This is a genomic window from Neoroseomonas eburnea (genome assembly GCF_018129005.1).
GTDB lineage: Bacteria > Pseudomonadota > Alphaproteobacteria > Acetobacterales > Acetobacteraceae > Neoroseomonas > Neoroseomonas eburnea.
In genome coordinates this window covers 169,791-184,709 of the sequence record NZ_JAAEDL010000006.1, presented here as the reverse complement: position 1 = coordinate 184,709, position 14,919 = coordinate 169,791, and the positions used below count along the sequence as shown (strand labels likewise).

The window sequence follows — 14,919 nt, the reverse complement described above, 5'->3', positions numbered from 1 at the left end:
ACGGCAGACATGACCGACATCCTGGTTCCCACCCTCGGCGAGAGCGTTTCCTCCGCCACCGTCGCCCGCTGGCTCAAGAAGGCCGGCGAGGCCGTCGCGGCCGACGAGCCGCTGGTGGAGCTCGAGACCGACAAGGTGACTGTGGAGGTCAACGCGCCTTCCGCCGGCGTGCTGGAGGCGATCGCCGCTGCCGAGGGCGCCGAGGTGGCGCCCGGTGCCGTGCTCGGCTCCATCGCCGCCGGCGCCGCGGCCGCCGCGAAGCCGGCCCCGGCGCCGCAGCCGGTTGCCCCGGCGCCCGCCACGCCGCATGTCGAGACGCCGCGCGCCGTGACCGGCCCCGTCGCCGTGCCCGGCGCCCATGCGCCGCTGCCCGCCGCGGCGAAGCTGATGGCCGAGAGCGGTGCGTCGGCTGCCGCCATCGGCGCCGGCACCGGCAAGGACGGGCGCATCACCAAGGGCGACGTGATCGACTTCCTCGCCCGCCCCGCCGCCGCGCCGGCCGCCGCCGCGCCGAAGGCCGCGCGCGCGCTCGAGGCCGGCGAGGAGCGCGTGAAGATGACGCGGCTGCGCGCCACCATCGCCCGCCGCCTGAAGGAGGCGCAGAACACCGCCGCCATGCTCACCACCTTCAACGAGGTGGACATGGGCGCGGCGATGGCGCTGCGCACCGAGTACAAGGACGTCTTCGAGAAGAAGCACGGCGTGAAGCTCGGCTTCATGTCTTTCTTCGTGAAGGCCTGCGTCGCCGCGCTGAAGGAATTCCCGGCCGTCAACGCGGAGATCGACGGCGACGAGATCGTCTACAAGAACTTCGTGCACATGGGCATCGCGGTGGGCGGACCGTCGGGCCTGGTCGTGCCGGTGGTGCGCAACGCCGATACCCTCTCCTTCGCCGAGATCGAGAAGACCATCGGCGCCTTCGGCAAGAAGGCCCGCGACGGCGCGCTGAAGCTCGATGAACTCGCCGGCGGCTCCTTCACCATCACCAATGGCGGCATCTACGGCTCGCTGATGTCCACGCCGATCCTGAATCCGCCGCAGTCGGGCATCCTCGGCATGCACAAGATCCAGGAACGCCCGATGGTGGTCGGCGGCAAGATCGAGGTCCGGCCGATGATGTACATCGCGCTGTCCTACGACCACCGCATCGTGGACGGTAAGGAAGCCGTCTCCTTCCTCGTGCGCGTGAAGGAGAGCATCGAGGATCCCCGCCGGCTGATGCTCGACATCTGAGCCGCCATCCGCCTCGTGGACGGGGGCGTGCCCCCGGTCCACCGGGCGGCACACACCGTTCATCCGGGCGTCGCGGGCGATCCCGCGGCGCCGAGCGCGGAGGCCGCGTCATGTCGTTGCGACGTGACCGGCCTTCGCGTTTCCACCGGCACGCGCCGCGCGTGCCGCGCCACAGTCACACGCAGGAGGACAACCATGCGCAGCCGTGAAGGCCAGTTTTCCGACGCGCGCCCGATCCAGCGCAGCCGCACGGAAAAGGAGAAGCTGCTCCGCGAGCTGAAGGAAACCCTCGCCGGGCTGAAGCCGCACGCGGCGGCGTCGATGCGCACGACGCTGCAGGCACGCATCCGGGAACTGGAGGCGGATCTCGGGGCGCAGCGCAAGTGAGGCATGCCGGAGAGGGGCGCCGCCCCTCTCCGGACCTCACCCCGCCAAAGGCCGAAGGGCCTTTGGAAACCGTGACCTGGCACCACGCGTTGCGGTCGGGAACGGTGCCGAAATCCGCTTTCGCGCGCGACGCTGCCGTGCCGGGATACCTGCCGCACCCGGCGTCAAGTGACGGTTCCCAAAGGCCCTTCGGCCTTTGGTGGGGTGGTACGGAGGGGCAAGGCCCCTCCGCCCCTCACCGACAATCTTCGCGCCTGCGGAGCGGCGCCCCTCCACGCCCCCTCATCCCCGCAGCGGCACCAGGATCTCCGTCAGCCATTCCGACGGCGGCAATGCCTTGCAGTCGTTCAGGTACTCCTCCATCACCGGCGCATCCGCCGGTTCCTCCCCGCTCCCCGGCAACCAGGCCCGGTAGAGCCAGTCATAGGCCCGCTCCAGCTCCGCATAGGGTCCCTTGAAGCGCAGCGCCGCGACGCGCGCGAAGCCCGGCACCTCCAGCACCCGCACCTCGCCCTCGCCTTTCACCTCGGGCCCGACCGTCACCCCGGCGTCGGACCGCAGCTTCGCCGCCGGCACGCTGCTCGGGTCGTCGTGGTAGAGCGCCACGGCGCGCGTGCCCGCCCCGAGCAGCCCGCGTCCTGCCGCCCAGGCCTGCAGGCGCCCGAAGGCGTCGCCTATGCGCTTGTACTCCCCCTCGTGCCGGATCACCGCCAGGCGCAAAGGCGTGGTTTCCCGGATCGTCACCTCGAACATCGCCCTCTCCTCCTCATCATCGCTGCGCACCGGAAAGCCGAGCCCGCCACGGGCGCGATAGGCCGCCGGCGGGATGCCGTAGGCCGCCCGGAAGGCGCGGGTGAAGGCGGCCTGGCTGCCATAGCCCGCCCGCCGTGCCACCAGCGCCACCTTCTCGCCGCCCTTCAGCAGCGCGATCGCCGCCTCCTGAAGCCTGGCGCGCGCCGCCGTCTCGACCGGGGTCTCGCCCGTGATGGCGCGATAGACCCGGTGGAAATGGAAGGGCGAGAAGGCCGCCGCGGCGGCGAGGTCCTCCAGCCCCGGCGGATCGTCCGGCCGTGCGGCGATCAGCGCCATCGCGCGCGCGATGCGCGAGGCGTAGTCCGGTCCCGTCCTGTCGCGTGCCGCCATGCCGGCTCCTCCGATGCCGTGTCGCTATGCCGCGATCCGGCTTGATCGCGCTTGCGCAGTTGCGGGGGGCCGCCAGGATCGGCGCATGACCCGCATCGCCATCGGCACCATCCTTCCTTCCTCCAACCGCGTGGTGGAGCGCACCACCCTGGCGATCCTGCATCACCTTCCCGGGATCGACGCCTGCTTCGCCCGGATCCCCTATGCCCGCGACGGCAGCGGCCAGCCACCGGGCGCCTACGATGCCGCTTCCTACACCGAAGCGGCGCGGCTGCTCGCCCACGCCGACATGGCCGCGCTGTGCTGGAACGGGACCCGCGGGGCGGCGCTCGGCCTGGCGCGGGACCGTGACCTTGCGGCGACGCTCACGGCCGCGGCCGGTTGCCCGGCGACCACGACTTCCCTGTTCGCGGTCGAGGCGCTGCAGCGCCTCGGCGCACGCCGTGTCGGCCTGATCCTGCCGGGCACGGCGACGGAAGGCGCGGCGCACATGGCCGGCCTCGCCGCCGAGGGCATTGCCACCGCGGCCCTGCGTGGCCTCGGCTGCCCGGACAATCTCTCCGCCGCCGCCGTGCCGCCGGAGGACATCATCGCCGCCGCCCGCGCGCTGACAGCCGAGGCCACGCCGGATGCCGTGCTGATCTGGAGCACCAACCTGCACGGCCTGCCCTGCATGGCGCCGCTCGAAGCGGCCCTCGGCATCCCGGTGCTGGACAGTGCCGCGCTGGGCGTCGCAGCGGTTCTGCGCGCGGCGGACGTCGCCACCGCGCCGCTCGCCCCACTCGGCCGCATCTTCGGGATGGTCTGAAGCACTTCAGCGCGTCGTGCCGCATCCGGAGGCACCTTCCGGCCGTAGGCCTTCCGACAACGGAGGATGCCATGGCCACCGCAGGACGCCTTGCCGTCGCGCTGATGCTGCTCGCCGCCCCGCTCGCCGGCGCCGCGGCAAACCCGCTTGCCGGCACCTGGCGCGCGTCGCAGGGCGGGCAGTCGGTCGAGATCACCCTCTCGGCCGATGGCGCCTTCGCCCGCCGCGACCGCGGCCCGCATGGTGCGGACATGACGATCACCGGCCACTGGACCCTGGCCGGTTCCGGCCCCTGGCTGCGCCTGACCATCGAGGACTGGGCTCCGCGCCGCGCCTGCGGCCTGATCGGCTGCACGGACATCCGCATGCCGCGCGGCGAAACCTATCGCTACATCCTGCAGGGCGAGGACCGGCTGCTGCTCGAGGATACGGGCGGGCGCACCGAATTCCGGCGGGCGGGGTAGCACCATGACCGGCTGCACCGGACAGGCGGAAGCGGCCCGCGCCCTCGCCTTCGACCGCGAGCAGGGCCGCGCCGGCTTCGGCGCGCTGCTCGCCCGCGCGGATCTGCCTGCCGCTGCCGCGACGGAGCTGCGGCGGCGCTACGAGGAACCGCACCGCGCCTACCACGATGCGTCGCATGTCGGGCTGCTCTGGCTGCGCCACCTGATGCATGGCGGCGATCCCGGCGATCGGGACATGGCGCTCGCCATCCTGTTCCATGACGCGGTCTACGATCCGCTGGCGAAGGACAACGAGGCACGCTCCGCCGCCCTGCTCGCCGCGCTGGTGCCGGGCGACACCGGCTGGGTGCAGGAGGCGATCCGCGCCACCGCCGACCACCTGGCCTACGCGGGCAGCGACTGCCGCGTTCTCCGGCTGCTCGACCTCGATCTGACGCCGCTCGCCGAGGCGCCGGAGGTCTTCGCGCGCAATACCGCGCTGCTGCGGCGGGAATACGCGGCGGTGAGCGAGACCGCGTGGCGCGCCGGCCGCAGGCAGGTGCTGGCACGCTTCGCGGCGGCGGAGCGACTGTTCCGGACGCGGCTGTCCGCCATCTACGAGGCCGAGGCGCGCGCCAATCTCAAGGCGGAGCTGGCGGCGCTGTCCGTGGCGGCATGATACCAACGGCCGCTATTCGCGACCGCTGGTAGCCGCCCTTTCCTGCCCTCGGACGCCGGGCGCAAACCTCCGGTTTGCTTGGCTTCGCCGAACCACCGGCGGGCCGCATTCGCGGCCTCGGCACGAGTCAGGAGCTCGTGCCGCTGGTATGATGCCGCCGCGCCCCGTCGCCGATCCGTCGGCGGCGAGGCGCGGAGCCATCGTGCGCAGGGGCGGTGCGGCGGCCGCCCGCGAAACGGGGATCCTCATGCCGCTTCGGCCGGGCGGCCCGCCGGCATGAGGCGGATGGCGCCGGCCGTCACCAGGCCGATCGCCAGCCCCTCCAGCGCGCCAACGATCACGGAGCCCCCGACCAGGGCGAGCGGCTCCGTCCCGGCCAGACCGAGCACCGAGCGCAGGCCGGAGATCCCTGCGGCCAGCACCCAGCCGAGGACGTTCAACCACACCCAGGGCACCCACCGCCGCACCACACCGTCGAGCACGAGGCCCTGCGCAAGGCCGTGAATGAGCCCGCCGAGCAGGCCCGTTGCCAACGGTGCCGCCACCAGGAAGACGGAGGTCTGGAAGCCGTCGAAGCGCGCGATCAGCACGCCGTAGACCGACATGCCGATCAGTGCGGCAAGATAGCCGGCCGCCGCCGTCGCGCCGATCCAGCGCAACGGCGGCAGGTCCGGATGGACCCGCCTCAGCGCCCAGGCCTGCGCCAGACCGAGGCAACCGCCCAGGATCGCGCCGGACAGCGCGCGCAACGCCATGATCAGCAGGCCGACGCGGCTTGTCCCCGGCAGCATGTCCGGCCGGAGCGTCACCCCCCACAGCGTGGCGAGCGGAAGCCCCACGGCGAGCCCGGCCACGCAGGCCAGGATCCATCGCGGGCCGGTGCCCGCGGGCGGCTTCCACTCGGCCATGCGTTACGTCTCCTCGGGCAGGACGACGACCAGCCAGCCGCGGCCGTCCATGCGCGCAACATCGCCAGGCAGCAGCAGGACCGTGGTGGTGTCGCTCTCGATGATGGCCGGGCCGGCGACTTGCTGCCCCGGGGCAAGCGCCGCGAAGTCGTAGACGGGCAACTCCGCCTCGGCACCGGCGAGCCGCGCGCGGCGATGCGCGAAGGGCCCGGCCGCGGCGCCGCCGGACGCGGCATCCCGTGCCGGCATGGGCGGCAGGCGGCCGATCACCGCGAGGCGGGCATTGACCAGCACCACCTCCTCTCCGCGCAGGGCGTAGGTAAAGAGGGATTCGTGGCGGCCGTGGAATGCCTCGGTGACACGCCGGGCGAGGCCGGAGGCCTGCCAGTCCACCTCCTCGAGCGGCACGGCGATCTCGAAGACCTGCTCGCCGTAACGCATGTCGGCGGCACGCTTCGTCTCGACCTCGCCGCCGAACCAGGTGGCGACGCGGGCGCGGCCTTCCTGCTCCAGCCCGGCCCAGATGCCGCGCAGGGTGGCATCGTCGGGCACGCCGCCGGTGCCGAGCTCGCTGCGCGCCATTTCGTAGCGCAGGTCGGTGTGCAGCATGCCCCAGGCGGAGAGCCCCGCGGCGAAGACCGGCACGGCGACGCGGCGCATGCCGAGTTCCCGCGCCACCGCGCTGGCGTGCAGGCCCGCGGCGCCGCCGAAGGACAGCAGGGTGAAGTCGCGCGGATCCACCCCGCGGCGCACGGTAGCGACCCGGATGCCGTCCGCCATGCGGACATTCGCCAGGCGATGCACGCCCTCCGCGGCCGCCAGCGCATCGAGGCCGAGCGAGGCGCCGAGCCGCTCGAAGGCCGCGCGCGCGCCGTCGCGGTCGAGCTTCCGCGCCCCGCCGAGGAAGTTGTCCGGGTCGAGGTAGCCGAGCACCAGGTTGGCGTCGGTCACCGCCGGCTCCGTGCCGCCCTGGCCGTAGGCGACCGGGCCGGGCACCGCCCCGGCGCTGCGCGGCCCGACCTGCAGCGTGCCGCCGGCGCCGACATGGCCGATCGACCCGCCGCCGGCGCCGAGCGTGACGATGTCGAGGCTCTCCAGCGCGATGCGTTCCCCCGCCACGGTACGGCCGCGGCCGAGCGCCGCCTCTCCACCCTGCACCAGCGCGATGTCGGTGGAGGTGCCGCCGACATCGAAGGTGATGAGGTCGTCGCCGAGCCCGCGCTGCGCCAGCGCGACGCCGGCCGCGACGCCGCCGGCGGGGCCGGACAGCGCGGTGCCGGCGGCGAGCCGCGCCGCTTCCTCGACCGGCGCCACGCCGCCATGGGAGAGGATGACGAAGACCGGCCCGCCGAACCCCGCATCGGCGAGCCGCCCGCGCAGCCGCGCGAGATACCGCGACACCACCGGCCCGACATAGGCGTTCACGCAGGCGGTCGAGAAGCGCTCGAATTCCTTGATCTGCGGCAGCACCTCGGCGGAGGTCGTCACGAAGACCCCCGGCAGGGCGGCGCGCACCGCTTCGGCGGCAGCGCGTTCATGGGCGTCGTCGCGCCAGGAATGCAGGAAGCAGATCGCAACCGCCTCGACCTGCTCGGCCTTCAGCGTCGCGATGGCGGCGTCGAGCGAGGTTCGGTCGAGTGCCACCTCGACGCGGCCATCGGGCCGGATGCGCTCGCGCACCGGCAGGCGCAGGCGGCGCGGCACCAGCGCCGGTGCGGCCGGCAGGCGCAGGTCGTAGCGCTCGGGCTTCAGCCCCTCGCGCATCTCGATGACGTCGCGATGGCCTTCCGTCGTGAGCATGGCGACGCGCGCGCCCTTGCGTTCCAGCAGCGCGTTGGTCGCGACGGTGGTGCCGTGGACGATGCGTTCCGTGCGCGCCAGCAGGTCCGGCAGCGTCAGCCCGAGACGCTCCGCCAGCACGCCGAGGCCGTTGACCACGCCTTCGCTCTGGTCGGCCGGGGTGGAGGAGGACTTGGCGAGCGTGGTGGTGCCGTCCGCCGCCACGCAGACCACGTCGGTGAAGGTGCCGCCGACATCGACGCCGATACGGAAGCTGCTCACAGCAGGCCCTCCGCCGCGTCGCGCGCACGCGCGGCCGGGTCGCGCTTGTCGGGCGGTCCCCATCCGCCGCCACCGCCGGCGCGGACATGCAGCACATCGCCCGGCGCCAGCGGGATGCCGACCTCCTTCGTCCGCAGGTCGCGCGAGGTCCCGTCGGCGCGGTTCAGCGTGTAGTGGTGCGGCGCGCCGTCGCGCCCGCCGAGCATCCCCGCCGCGCCGTAGCGCACGCCGTCACCCGCGGTGTTGGCCACCGCCGGGCCGTCCGTCTCCAGCCGCAGTTCCAGCTCGCCGCCGAGGCCGCCGCGATAGGTGCCGTCGCCCGCGCTGCCGGGGCGGAACTCATGCTTCGCGAAGAACAGCGGAAAGCGCGCCTCGGCCATCTCGACGCTGCCGAACTTCAGGCCGCCGGCGGAATGCCATTCGCCCGCCGTGGACCAGCCATCGCCCTTGGATGACCCGCCGCCGCCCGGCCGCGCATGGAACAGGTGCCAGACGAAGGGGCGGTCCGGCCGACGCGCGTCGCGCCCCTTGATGGCGACGCGGAAGCGCCGGCCCCAGCCGCCCATGGCGCGCTCCGGGCAGGCATTCGCCAGCGCCTTGACCACCGCCTCGACGATCTCGTTCGAGCAGTGGGAGGTGCACATGGTCACCGGCGCGCCCTCCCGCGCCCAGACCACCGTGCCTTCCTTCGCCACGATGTCCACCGGGCGGAAGCAGCCGTCGTTCTTCGCCACCTCCGGGTCGAGCAGGAAGGCGAAGGCCATGCGCACCGCGCTCGCCATGTTGGGGTAGGAGGAATTGACGAAGCCCGGCGTCTGCGGATCGCTTTCCGACAGGTCCACCGTCAGCGAATCGCCGCGCTTGGTCACCCGCGCGCGGATCGCGATGTCGGTGCCGCCGAAGCCGTCATCGTCGAGGAAGGCCTCGCCCAGCCATTCCCCATCCGCCCAGCCGGCGACGATGCGGCGCGCATGGGCCTCCGACAGCGCGAGGATGGCGTCCACCGCCGCGACCGTGCCCTCCGCGCCGTGCTTCGCCAGCACCGTCAGCAGCCGCCGTTCGCCCAGATGCGCCGCGCCGATCATCGCCATCAGGTCGCCGCGCACTTCCCGCGGCAGGCGGGTGTTGGTGGCGATCATGCGCACCAGGTCCTCGCGCGGCGTGCGGTCCCGGCCCAGCAGGATGGGCGGGATGCGAAGCCCTTCCTGCCAGATCTCCGTCGCCCCCGGATTGTAGCCGCCATGCGTCGCGCCGCCGATGTCGGTGTGGTGCGCGCGCACGACGGACCAGAAGACCAGCCGCCCTTGGCAGAAGACCGGCACGATCGCCGTCAGGTCCGGCAGATGCGACCCGCCGTGATAGGGGTCGTTCAGCAGATAGACGTCACCCTCCCGCACCGTCTCGCCGAAGGCGTCCCGCACCGCCTGCACGGCGTAGGGCATGGCGCCGACATGGACCGGAATATGGTCCGCCTGCGCGACCAGACGCGCCTGCGCGTCACACAGCGCGATCGAGAAGTCGCGGGAGGAGTTGAGGATCTGGGAATAGGTCGTGCGCAGCATCGCCTCCCCCATTTCCTCCACGATGGCGCGGAAGCGGTTGTCGAGGACGGAGAGCGTCACGGGATCGGGTGTCGTCATGCCGCGAACGCTCAGCGGTGGCGGGGTTCGCGTCAAGGCTTCGCAGCCCGGCCGGCGCAGGCCATGATCCGCGGCAACACCCAAGGGAAGGAACCGCCATGACCGTCACCGTCGCCGCGCCGGACCTGCGCATCGTCACCGAAGGGCTGCGCTTCCCCGAAGGCCCGGTGGCGATGCCGGACGGCTCCGTGGCGCTGGTCGAGCTCGAGTCGCGCCGCATCACCCGCGTGGCGCCGAACGGGACCAGGACCACCATCGCGACCGTGACCGGCGCGCCGAACGGCCTGGCGCTCGGGCCGAAGGGCACGCTCTATGTCTGCAACAACGGCGGCTTCTCCTGGCATGAGGAGCCGGGGCTGCTGCGCCCGAGCGGCCAGTCCCCCGACTATTCCGGCGGCCGGATCGAGCGCGTGGACCCCGCGACCGGCGGCGTCGAGACCCTCTACCGCGCCTGCGACGGTCGCCCGCTGCGCGGCCCGAACGACCTGATGTTCGACGGCCGGGGCGGCTTCTGGTTCAGCGACCTCGGCAAGGTGCGCGCGCGCGACCGCGACCATGGCGGCGTCTACTGGGCGGCGGAGGACGGATCGAAGGTGGTCGAGGCCGCCTTCCCGGTCTTCGGCGGCGCCAACGGCATCGGCATCAGCCCCGACGGCAGGACGCTCTATGTCGCGGAGACCGAGACCGGCCGCCTCTGGGCCTGGGATGTGGAAGGCCCGGGCAGGCTGAAGAAGGAACCCTGGCCGTCGGTCAGCGGCGGGCGGATGCTGTGCCAGTTCCCGGGCTACCGGCGCCTCGACAGCCTCGCCATCGCCGCATCCGGCAACATCGTCGTCGCCACTCTCGTCTCGGGCGAGATCACCACCGTCTCGCCCGCAGGCGAGATCCTGCGCGTGGTGAAGATGCCCGAGCGCATGCCGACCAACATCTGCTTCGGCGGGCCGGACATGCGCACCGCCTACATCACCCTCTCGACCACGGGGAAGCTGGTCGCGATGGAATGGGACGAGCCGGGCCTGCGCCTGCCCCACGGTTGACAGGCCGCGGCGCGGAGCGGAACCTCCGCGCCAACAAGCAAGCTCTCCTGGGGAGTATCGTTCATGACCGGTCCGCAGATCGCGCGCCGCGCCCTGCTCGGCACGGCGCTCGCCGCGCCTTTCGTCCGCCCGTCCTTCGCGCAGGGCTCCGACCCCTACGTGATCGGCACGCTCTTTCCGATGAGCGGCCCGAACGGCGAATACGGCAAGCTCTTCACCGACGGCGCGGCGCTCGCCATCGAGCATGCGCGCGCCGACAACATGCTGCGCCGGCCGATGCGCATCCAGGCCGAGGACACCCAGGCCCTGCCGCAGCAGGGCGTCATCGGCATGACCAAGCTCGTGAACGTCGACAAGGCGCATTACGTGCTGGTCGGGTTCACCTCGGTCTCGAAGGCGGTCGCGCCGGTCGCCGACCGTGCCAAGACCGTGACCGTGAACGGCGGCGCGGTGGGTCCGGACCTCTCGGGCCTCTCGCCCTATTTCTGGAACGTCATCCCGCTCGCGCATCTGGAGACGCAGGCCTTCCTTCCCTTCCTGATGCGGCGGAACCTCAAGCGCATCGCGCTGGTCTACGTGGACGACCCGCTGGGCGACGCCATCCTGGGCCTGCTGCGGACGGAACTGCCCAAGGCGGGCGGCGAGCTCGTCGGCACCTTCTCCATCCCGCGCACGGCGCAGCAGTTCGGCCCGATCGCGGCGCGCGTGCGCCAGTCGCGGCCGGATGCGGTCTACATCGCCTCCTTCGGCGCGCAGCAGGCGCAGATCATCAAGGGGCTGCGCGACAACGGCATCCGGCAGCCGCTGGTCGGCTACTCGGCCCTGTCCATCGCCTCCGTCACGGCCCTGCCGGAGGCCGAGGGCGTGATCTTCACCAGCCAGAAGTTCGACTACACCGGCGGCAGCGAGGTGACGCGCCGCTTCGCCACCGACTTCAAGGCGCGCCACGGCGCCGACCCGGGCACCTACAACGCCAACTACTACAACGCGACCCGGCTCTTCGCGCTGCTCGCGCGCGAGCTGGAACGCGAGAACGCGCCGGTGAACGGGGACACGCTGCGCGCGACGCTGCTGCGCGTGCGGGAATTCGACCTGGTCGGCGGCAAGGGCCGTTTCGACGACCAGGGCAACATGTCCGCCGACATCCAGGTGAACGAGATCCGCGGCGGGCGCGTGGTTCCGATCGGCTGAGCCAGGCGTGCTCTTCCTCCAGCTCCTGCTGCAGGGCGTCCAGACCGGCGCCCTGTATGCGCTGACCGCCGCGGGCTTCGCGCTGATATTCGGCGCCACCCGCATCTTCCACTTCGCGCACGGGACATCCTTCACGCTCGCAGGCTACGTGTTCCTCTTCGCCTGGAACGGGGGCCTGCCGTGGTGGGCGGGGTCGCTGGCCGGAATCCTGGTCGCCGTGCTCTTCGGCCTGGCCATGGAACGGCTGGTCTATCGACCGATCCAGCGGCACGAAGGCTCATTCTTCACCGTCTTCGTCGCCGCCTTCGGCGTCGCGGTGGTGGTGCAGAACCTGGTCGGCATGGTTGCGGGCCGCGGCTTCGCCTCGGTGGACACGCCGCTGTCGCGTGCGGATGAGGTGCTGCCGGACGTCTTCCTCGCCCCGATCTTCTGGATCGCCGTCGGCGTCGCGGTGGCGCTGTTCGCAGCACTATCGACCTTCCTCACGCGCACGCATGCGGGCGTGGCGCTGCGCGCCCTGGCGCAGAACCCCGATCTGCTGCGGGCCTACGGGCTGTCCTCCAATCGGCTGTCGATGCTGGCCTTCGCACTCGGCTCGGCCATGGCGGCGCCGGCGGCGGTGCTGACGGCGATGACCTCCGGCCTGAACGAGGCGGTGGGGCACCACGTCATGCTGATCTCGATGGCCGCGACCATCGTCGGCGGCGTCGGCTCGCTGCGTGGCGCGGCCCTGGCCGGGCTGATGCTCGGCGTCGCGGAATCCGTCGCGCTGCAATTCGTCGATACGCAATGGGCCGAAGGCGTGTCCTTCCTCGTGCTCTTCGCCTTCATCATCTTCCGCCCGAGCGGCATCTTCGGGGTGGCCCAGGCTCGATGATCGCATATGCCGCCAACCTGGCGACGCTGGTCGCCATCTTCGGAATCCTCGCCGCGACGCTCAACTTCGTGGTCGGCTTCGCCGGGATCTTCTCCGTCGCGCATGCGGTGTTCTTCGGCCTCGGCGCCTATGCCGGGGCGCAGGTGGCGCTGCTGCTGGTGCCCGATGCGTTGCTGGCCTGCCTGGTCGCCGCCATCGTGGCGGGCGGGCTGTCGCTCTGCCTCGCCCTGCCGGCGCTGCGCGTGCGGGGGGAATACTTCGTCGCCGCCTCGCTCGGCCTGCAGATGATGGCGACGACGCTGTTCTCCGAGGCCAAGCCGCTCACGGGAGGCATCGGCGGTTTGGTCGCCATCCCGCGCCCCACCGTCGCCGGCATCGAGGTCAATGTGCTGCCGCTGGCCCTCGTCGCGCTGGCGCTGATCCTGTTCCTGACCGCCCGCCTCCAGCGCGGTGCCTTCGGTCGCTCGCTGCAATCCATCCGTGACGCGGAGAGTGCGGCCGAGGCGCTCGGCAAGAACGTCGCCGCGGTCAAGACCCTCGCCGTGGCCTTCGCCTGCGCCGGGGCGGGGATCGGCGGCGCGCTCTTCGCGCTGCACCTGTCCTTCGTGAATGTCGAGAGCTTCACCATGGACCAGTCCGTGCTGGTCATGGCGATGGTCATCATCGGCGGCACCGGCACGCTGTGGGGGCCGCTGCTCGGCGCCATCCTGCTGCTGTCGCTGCCTGCCGGACTCGCCTTCCTGCCCTTCATCCCGCCGACCGAGGTCGGCGCGGTGCAGCAGATCATCTACGGCCTCGCCATGACACTGCTGATGATCTTCCGCCCCGCCGGGTTGGTCGGCGACCTCTCCAAGGGGAGGGCCACGGCATGAACGAGGTGCTGCTGAGATCCGAGAACCTCGCGCGCGCCTTCGGCGGGCTGCAGGCGGTGGCGGGCGTGTCGCTCTCCCTCTACGCGGGCCAGGTGACGGCGCTGGTCGGGCCGAACGGCGCCGGCAAGACGACGACCTTCAACCTCATCACCGGCAACCTGCGCGCGGATTCCGGCACGGCACAGATCCGCGGCAGGCCGATCATGGGGCTGAAGCCGTGGCAGGTGGCACGGCTCGGCGTCGCGCGTTCCTTCCAGGATCTCCGCCTCTTCACCCACATGACGGTGCGGGAGAACGTGTTCGCGGCGACCGAGACGGCGTCCTGGTTCTGGCAACCGGGCGGCAGCCGCGCCCGCCTGCGCCGGCAGGAACGCGCAGAGGCCGCGCTGGAAGCCACGGGCCTGGCGGCGCTCGCCGATGCCCGCGCCGTCGACCTCGCCTATGCCGAACGGAAATTCCTCTCGATGGCGCGCATCCTCGCCGCCGAGGCCGATATCTGGCTGCTCGACGAACCCGCCTCCGGCCTCGACCTCGCCTCGCGCCTCCGCTTCGGCGAATTGCTGAAGAACGCGCAGGCGCGCGGCGTCGCCATCTGCCTGATAGAGCACAATCTCGACGTGGTGGTGGAACTGTCCAACCGCATCGCTTTCCTCGACCAGGGCCGCGTCCTCGCCGAGGGTGACCCCGGGACCATTCTCAAGGACCCCGCACTCGCCGCCATCTATTTCGGCGACCGGCCGCAGGAGGCCGCATGAGCCTTTCCAATCGACGGAGCACCGAAGGGCCTGGCGGCGCGGCGCCGCCTCGCCGCGAGGACCCCGCGCCGGCGATCAAGGCCCTCGGCCTCTCCGCCGGCTATGGCGGGCGGGAAGTGCTGCAGGACGTCTCGCTGACTCTGAACGCCGGCGAGATCCTCTGCCTCATCGGCCACAACGGCGCCGGCAAATCCACGCTGCTGCGGGTGCTCTTCGGCCTGCACCGGCCTTCGGCCGGCAGCATGAAGGTGTTCGGGGAAGTGCCGGCGCAGCACACGCCGGCGGCTCTCGGCGCGGCGGGCGTGGCCCTGGTGCCGGAAGGCCGCGGGGTTTTCCCCGACCTGACGGTGGAGGAGATCTTCGGGCTCGCCCTGTGGTCGGCCGGAGTGCCGAAATCGGGCCAGCGCGAACGCGTCGAGGAAGTCCTCGAGGTGCTGCCGCGCATCAAGGAATTCCGCACGCGGCGCGCCGGTACGCTCTCCGGCGGGCAGCAGCAGATGGTCTCGATCGGCCGTGCGCTGCTGACGCGCCCGCGGGCACTGCTGCTGGACGAGCCCTCGATCGGCCTCGCACCGAAGCTGTTCCAGGACCTGATCCGGCCGATCGCGGCGCTGCGCGACACCCGCGGCATGGCGATCCTTCTGGTGGAGCAGAACGTACGCGAAGCCTTCGCCGTCTCCGATCGCGTGCTGGTGATGCGCTCCGGCAAGTTCATCTTCGATGGCGCGCCGAGCGACCTCGACGACCATGCGCGGCTGATGGAATTGTTCTGACGCGCAGCAGGGAGCGGGGCCGCCGTTCTCCCTGCCCAGGGCCGAAAGCCGCCCGACGCCACGGCTTCCAAGCGCCCTCGGCGGGCGGGGTGCGCGGCGGCGCGCGCCCTCC

The 14,919-nt window shown here is 72.0% G+C and carries 15 protein-coding genes; 11 read left to right on the top strand and 4 right to left on the bottom strand.

All coding sequences use genetic code 11. The annotated features are described in order from the left end of the window. Positions 1-9 precede the first annotated feature (9 nt). The gene (gene odhB, locus GXW74_RS08385) at positions 10-1,233 is read left to right on the top strand and encodes a 2-oxoglutarate dehydrogenase complex dihydrolipoyllysine-residue succinyltransferase (protein WP_211846026.1); all 1,224 of its coding nucleotides are present in this window, start codon (positions 10-12) and stop codon (positions 1,231-1,233) included. Positions 1,234-1,428: 195 nt separating this feature from the next. Beyond that, positions 1,429-1,620, top strand: a complete 192-nt coding sequence (locus GXW74_RS08380) for a hypothetical protein (RefSeq protein ID WP_211846025.1) — start codon at positions 1,429-1,431, stop codon at positions 1,618-1,620. Between the two features lie 282 nt (positions 1,621-1,902). Here the strand turns inward: GXW74_RS08380 and GXW74_RS08375 are convergent, their stop codons facing one another. Continuing rightward, a complete protein-coding gene (locus tag GXW74_RS08375) occupies positions 1,903-2,763 on the bottom strand; it encodes an AraC family transcriptional regulator (protein WP_211846024.1) in 861 nt (286 codons plus the stop codon). 85 nt (positions 2,764-2,848) lie between these two features. Between GXW74_RS08375 and GXW74_RS08370 the strand changes: the two genes are divergently transcribed. The 3 genes from GXW74_RS08370 to GXW74_RS08360 all read left to right on the top strand — a co-directional run bounded on the left by GXW74_RS08370 (position 2,849) and on the right by GXW74_RS08360 (position 4,693). Then, entirely contained in the window at positions 2,849-3,571 is a 723-nt protein-coding gene (locus GXW74_RS08370) for a maleate cis-trans isomerase family protein (RefSeq protein WP_211846023.1), read from the top strand. Between the two features lie 71 nt (positions 3,572-3,642). Then, positions 3,643-4,035 carry a hypothetical protein gene (locus GXW74_RS08365; RefSeq protein WP_211846022.1) on the top strand — a complete coding sequence of 131 codons (393 nt, stop codon included), beginning with the start codon at positions 3,643-3,645 and terminating at the stop codon, positions 4,033-4,035. Positions 4,036-4,039: 4 nt separating this feature from the next. Beyond that, positions 4,040-4,693 carry an HD domain-containing protein gene (locus GXW74_RS08360; RefSeq protein WP_211846021.1) on the top strand — a complete coding sequence of 218 codons (654 nt, stop codon included), beginning with the start codon at positions 4,040-4,042 and terminating at the stop codon, positions 4,691-4,693. 245 nt (positions 4,694-4,938) lie between these two features. Here the strand turns inward: GXW74_RS08360 and GXW74_RS08355 are convergent, their stop codons facing one another. The 3 genes from GXW74_RS08355 to GXW74_RS08345 are packed head-to-tail and all read right to left on the bottom strand — an operon-like array spanning position 4,939 to position 9,302. Further along, a complete protein-coding gene (locus GXW74_RS08355; RefSeq protein ID WP_211846020.1) occupies positions 4,939-5,601 on the bottom strand; it encodes a hypothetical protein in 663 nt (220 codons plus the stop codon). Positions 5,602-5,604: 3 nt separating this feature from the next. Then, positions 5,605-7,662: a hydantoinase/oxoprolinase family protein gene (locus GXW74_RS08350; RefSeq protein ID WP_338148184.1), complete on the bottom strand. Its 2,058-nt coding sequence runs from the start codon at positions 7,660-7,662 to the stop codon at positions 5,605-5,607. After that, complete coding sequence (locus GXW74_RS08345) at positions 7,659-9,302, bottom strand: hydantoinase B/oxoprolinase family protein (protein WP_211846018.1); 1,644 nt, start codon at positions 9,300-9,302, stop codon at positions 7,659-7,661. The genes GXW74_RS08350 and GXW74_RS08345 overlap by 4 nt, the downstream gene beginning before the upstream one ends. A gap of 98 nt (positions 9,303-9,400) precedes the next feature. On the opposite strand from GXW74_RS08345, the gene GXW74_RS08340 reads away from it, so the two are divergent. The 6 genes from GXW74_RS08340 (at position 9,401) to GXW74_RS08315 (ending at position 14,807) form a co-directional block, all read left to right on the top strand. Next, positions 9,401-10,339 (top strand): SMP-30/gluconolactonase/LRE family protein, encoded by a 939-nt coding sequence (locus tag GXW74_RS08340; RefSeq protein ID WP_211846017.1) that lies wholly within the window; start codon positions 9,401-9,403, stop codon positions 10,337-10,339. A gap of 63 nt (positions 10,340-10,402) precedes the next feature. Continuing rightward, complete coding sequence (locus GXW74_RS08335) at positions 10,403-11,530, top strand: ABC transporter substrate-binding protein (RefSeq protein ID WP_211846016.1); 1,128 nt, start codon at positions 10,403-10,405, stop codon at positions 11,528-11,530. Between the two features lie 7 nt (positions 11,531-11,537). Then, positions 11,538-12,407, top strand: coding sequence for a branched-chain amino acid ABC transporter permease (locus tag GXW74_RS08330; RefSeq protein ID WP_211846015.1), 870 nt, complete (start codon positions 11,538-11,540; stop codon positions 12,405-12,407). Beyond that, positions 12,404-13,279, top strand: a complete 876-nt coding sequence (locus tag GXW74_RS08325) for a branched-chain amino acid ABC transporter permease (RefSeq protein ID WP_211846014.1) — start codon at positions 12,404-12,406, stop codon at positions 13,277-13,279. The genes GXW74_RS08330 and GXW74_RS08325 overlap by 4 nt, the downstream gene beginning before the upstream one ends. Further along, the gene (locus tag GXW74_RS08320) at positions 13,276-14,034 is read left to right on the top strand and encodes an ABC transporter ATP-binding protein (protein ID WP_211846013.1); all 759 of its coding nucleotides are present in this window, start codon (positions 13,276-13,278) and stop codon (positions 14,032-14,034) included. Before GXW74_RS08325 ends, GXW74_RS08320 begins: the two co-directional genes overlap by 4 nt. Beyond that, a complete protein-coding gene (locus GXW74_RS08315) occupies positions 14,031-14,807 on the top strand; it encodes an ABC transporter ATP-binding protein (protein WP_211846012.1) in 777 nt (258 codons plus the stop codon). Before GXW74_RS08320 ends, GXW74_RS08315 begins: the two co-directional genes overlap by 4 nt. Positions 14,808-14,919 lie beyond the last annotated feature (112 nt).

Bases quoted from the DNA above. Each gene is read 5' to 3' on its own strand.
- odhB (WP_211846026.1), top strand. From the start codon at position 10: ATGACCGACATCCTGGTTCCCACCCTCGGCGAGAGCGTTTCCTCCGCC.
- GXW74_RS08380 (WP_211846025.1), top strand. From the start codon at position 1,429: ATGCGCAGCCGTGAAGGCCAGTTTTCCGACGCGCGCCCGATCCAGCGC.
- GXW74_RS08375 (WP_211846024.1), bottom strand. From the start codon at position 2,763: ATGGCGGCACGCGACAGGACGGGACCGGACTACGCCTCGCGCATCGCG.
- GXW74_RS08370 (WP_211846023.1), top strand. From the start codon at position 2,849: ATGACCCGCATCGCCATCGGCACCATCCTTCCTTCCTCCAACCGCGTG.
- GXW74_RS08365 (WP_211846022.1), top strand. From the start codon at position 3,643: ATGGCCACCGCAGGACGCCTTGCCGTCGCGCTGATGCTGCTCGCCGCC.
- GXW74_RS08360 (WP_211846021.1), top strand. From the start codon at position 4,040: ATGACCGGCTGCACCGGACAGGCGGAAGCGGCCCGCGCCCTCGCCTTC.
- GXW74_RS08355 (WP_211846020.1), bottom strand. From the start codon at position 5,601: ATGGCCGAGTGGAAGCCGCCCGCGGGCACCGGCCCGCGATGGATCCTG.
- GXW74_RS08345 (WP_211846018.1), bottom strand. From the start codon at position 9,302: ATGACGACACCCGATCCCGTGACGCTCTCCGTCCTCGACAACCGCTTC.
- GXW74_RS08340 (WP_211846017.1), top strand. From the start codon at position 9,401: ATGACCGTCACCGTCGCCGCGCCGGACCTGCGCATCGTCACCGAAGGG.
- GXW74_RS08335 (WP_211846016.1), top strand. From the start codon at position 10,403: ATGACCGGTCCGCAGATCGCGCGCCGCGCCCTGCTCGGCACGGCGCTC.
- GXW74_RS08325 (WP_211846014.1), top strand. From the start codon at position 12,404: ATGATCGCATATGCCGCCAACCTGGCGACGCTGGTCGCCATCTTCGGA.
- GXW74_RS08320 (WP_211846013.1), top strand. From the start codon at position 13,276: ATGAACGAGGTGCTGCTGAGATCCGAGAACCTCGCGCGCGCCTTCGGC.
- GXW74_RS08315 (WP_211846012.1), top strand. From the start codon at position 14,031: ATGAGCCTTTCCAATCGACGGAGCACCGAAGGGCCTGGCGGCGCGGCG.